3 protein-coding genes are annotated in these 3,694 nt (G+C 37.8%); all 3 read left to right on the top strand.

Annotation, left to right across the window (positions count from 1 at the left end; translation table 11 throughout):
* The coding region (locus LC653_RS45045; RefSeq protein ID WP_229501717.1) for a hypothetical protein at positions 1-871 on the top strand (871 nt) is incomplete at its 5' end.
* 129 nt (positions 872-1,000) lie between these two features.
* Complete coding sequence (locus LC653_RS45050; protein WP_229501718.1) at positions 1,001-2,041, top strand: S8 family serine peptidase; 1,041 nt, start codon at positions 1,001-1,003, stop codon at positions 2,039-2,041.
* 941 nt (positions 2,042-2,982) lie between these two features.
* Positions 2,983-3,435 carry an Hsp20/alpha crystallin family protein gene (locus LC653_RS45055; protein ID WP_229501719.1) on the top strand — a complete coding sequence of 151 codons (453 nt, stop codon included), beginning with the start codon at positions 2,983-2,985 and terminating at the stop codon, positions 3,433-3,435.
* Positions 3,436-3,694: the final 259 nt, after the last annotated feature.

Consider the following 3,694-nt stretch of genomic DNA (forward strand, 5'->3'; position numbering starts at 1 on the left):
AAAACTGCCAGAGATGGTAACAGGTATGCATGACAAGCATCGCACCATTGAGGAGCCGTGTAACGGGAAACTGTTACGCACGGTTTTGAAGACCAACGGGATTGGTGACAATCTCGTTGAGTTTAATAAATTGCGTATTGCCGAGACTAGGAATAATCAGGGTTCATTACCCAGGCAACTACAGCCTAAGTCTGATTCTTCCTACAATAAAATTTTGGCTCGCCTCAAAGAACGGATAGTAAAGCTAGAAGAAGAAAACAAAAAACTTAAAGGTATTAATGAAGGGCTTGCAGGTAAGGTTCATCGCATTCATTTTTTAGAAGACCAAGTTGAGCGACAGAAGCAAATCATCGAAGATTTGCAAGCCAGAATGAAGGAGTTACAAGTACAGGTTAATCAATCCAAGGTAGTTCCCATTACTCAAGGTAAATCAATTGAGGAGAAAAATTCTGACGAAGAAAGTAGGGGGTGTATTCTTACAGAAAAACTGAAAACTCAAATATCTGAAGTTGGAATCAAACTTAATGATAACTTAATTCAGTTGATTAAGTCCTCCACTGACAAGCAAGTCTTCAATGCTCTTGCAGTAGTTAAAGAAAGACTAGCAGTAGGAAAAGTTAAGTCAAAAACTGGTCTGTTTAGAAGTGCATTAGTGGAAAACTGGGAGCCTAATGAAACTAAGATGGACATACAAAAATCTCAATTCCATGAGTGGTATGAATTAGCAAGAGCTTATGGAATTGTGATTGATAGCAAAGAGGAGGATGGTATAATCTTGGTTCAAGAGAATTCTAGAAAGTGGATATCCTATGAGGAGTTTTCTAAGAAGTGGACATTAGACTACCTGCACCGAGTGGTCAAAGACAAGTAAAGATACTGCTGTTTTAAGCAGAAGTTCCCCGCCCTTTCTACCCATTTTAAAATAATAGTCACGCCATAATTTAATTGAATAATTAGAAAGTGAGTATACTGGAGAAAGTTACTTACGGTAATTGCAAAAATGAGCGAACTAAGCTTTAATCGATATCTTCATCAGATTGAGCAGTCAATCCGAGAGCTTAAAGAGTTACAATCTCTACTTTATAAAGACAACCGTGTTACTAGTAGGGGTGATAATCGTGTTATTACGCTTATTGTATCAGATATAACTAGTCTCCTTGCAGCTTTTGCTTATCAATTGAGAAAAGAAGACGTAGATCCAAATCAGATTTATCAGCTACGAATAAAGCTTCAGAACGCGCTCATTCAACTTCAGGAGGGGATGCCTTACCAATCGATAGAAAAAGAAAATTTGGATGTTCCCCATTCTTTACAAGAAGTTGTCTACGAATTAGAGAATGTTGCCAATCAATCGGAGAAAGAAAATGTTGATTCAGAACCAATTGATCGATTACAGACGAGGTTAAAGAAAGTAATTAATCTACTACATAAGCAGATAAATTATCAAGAGAAAAATAGAGATTTTTTGTACAACATCAGTCTTTTGTATGAAGCTGTCAATTTTTTGGAGAATATTACTTATAGATTGAATGATGTCTTGCATGACGCATTCCTTGATTCAACCGGAACTCGTACTAGAATTTTAGCTATATGGGATCAAACAGATGATACTGGTTCTAGTCCCAACATTCCTGGTGTTGAGCAATCATTTGGTACAGAGCATACCGAAGCTCAAATCAATCAATATATTCAGGAGCGCAGAGTTCCACCAGGTCTTGGGAGGGATTTGCAAATGCATGGAACTCATGTAGCAAGTATTGCCGCAGGTAGACCCGGAAACCATTTTCCAGGGGGCGTTGCACCCGATGCTAAGATTGTTGTAGTTATCCCCCGCTTAAAAACTAATCTTAGAGACAGTTATAGTCTTGGATATTCCCTAACTCATGGACTTGCTCTTAAATATATTAAGCACATCGCTGCACAAAATCAGATCCCAGTTGTAGTGAACGTCAGCCAGGGTATGAATGCAGGAGCACACGACGGAACATCTCTCCTTGAACTACAGTTTGACGAATTTTCTGGTGGTGGAAGGGATTGTTAACCTATCAAAGTGACTTTTCTAGGTGGTGTGAAAAGTCCGATGCCAACATTGAAATAGTTTTTTAATGCTTGTAGTAAAATCTTTACTACAACTGCAAGTTTAGTTGGCGATCGCATAGTTGAAATGTTCGGTTTCTTACATATTTATACACAATCTTACCTTCGTACAGCTTGGCGCAAATAAACATACCATTAAAATTTACGAAAACTTGATTGCTTACAGGTGTTGGAAACGGTATACGTATTTACGCCGAAGAGTACTCGTCACTTCTTGTAATACTTTTTTTATATTACAGCTAATCTTTTAGCGGGAAGTAAGTAACTTGGTCAAGACATCGTTACATTTCGTTACGTTTTCTCCTTGAAATGGAGTCATCTCAGTATAACCCTACGAAACGCCCATTTATCTTTTATATAAAATGTATACAACAGTTAATATCGAATAAATAACTTTTGTAGACGTTGTATGTATAATATAAATTTAATAAAGAAAACTGGGAGCGCTGGGGGCAACCGTTTGGGTAGAAGAAAGTAAAGTTTAGTATCAAAGCAAATCCCCTTCAACAGCAGATTTATCGAAATCAATCAAGGTTTAAAACCTCGCCCGCAAGTGGCGCGAAATAATCCTTGTATCACTCTTGTTGGTTGAAACCCCACCCCTAGTGTCGGGCTTGATTTAATTGCGAATTGCGAATTGCGAATTGGTTCATTAGTTGATTGTTATTGATATTAATAGTTATTATTCGGGTTTACCGAACCGCAAAATTCGAGTAAACCGTAATCGTTTTTACTCCCTAAATTAGTGCGGTAATCATCAATTTTTTGGTGATAATAACCGAATTAAAAGCTTGTTTTTTCTCAATAACATGGTAATCAAAGCAAGGAATTAAATCCAAAGTTTGTTGAGCAAAAAACTACTACTGGTACAAGGGATAAATTAATATGCTAGTTCGTCGTTACAACCCCTGGCAAGAATTGAACACTTTAGAACGTCACATCAACGGCTTATTTGGAGATACCAGAGTACCATCTGCACACTTTGAAAAAGGCTTGATCAGAGTTCCGGCTGCTGAACTACAAGAAACCGAAGATGCTATTCTTCTGTTGCTAGAACTGCCAGGACTAGACGCTAAAGACTTAGATATTCAAGTCACTGAAGATGCTGTTCACATTAGCGGTGAGCGCAAGTCTGAAACTAAAACCGAAAACAATGGCACTACCAAGAGTGAATTCTACTATGGTAAATTCCAACGTGTAATTCCTCTATCTGCTCGAATTCAAAATACCAATGTCACCGCAGATTATAAAGACGGCATTTTGAATTTGACACTGCCAAAAACTGAGCAAGAAAAGAACAAAGTTGTCAAGGTTAATCTTGAACTTCCTGCTGCATAGTCTGAAACTTCTCTACCGACAATAATTGATTGAGATAGCTAAAAGCCCAGTCATCTCATAACTGGGCTTTTTTGTATGCGATGCTCCTTTTTTCCTCTAAGAATAGGGCGATCGCTCCAGAAAGTCTATGTATCGTCTAACGCTCTTTTATGTCTCTGGTGAGAGAAAAATGCTCTGATTTGCTGAGATTTTTGAAATTCCTTGAAGACTGTGAACAATACAGGCGCTGCTATGTCGGAAATATTGAGAAGTAATCAAA

It is taken from the genome of Nostoc mirabile CHAB5784, from assembly GCF_020829645.1.
GTDB classification, from domain to species: domain Bacteria; phylum Cyanobacteriota; class Cyanobacteriia; order Cyanobacteriales; family Nostocaceae; genus Nostoc; species Nostoc mirabile.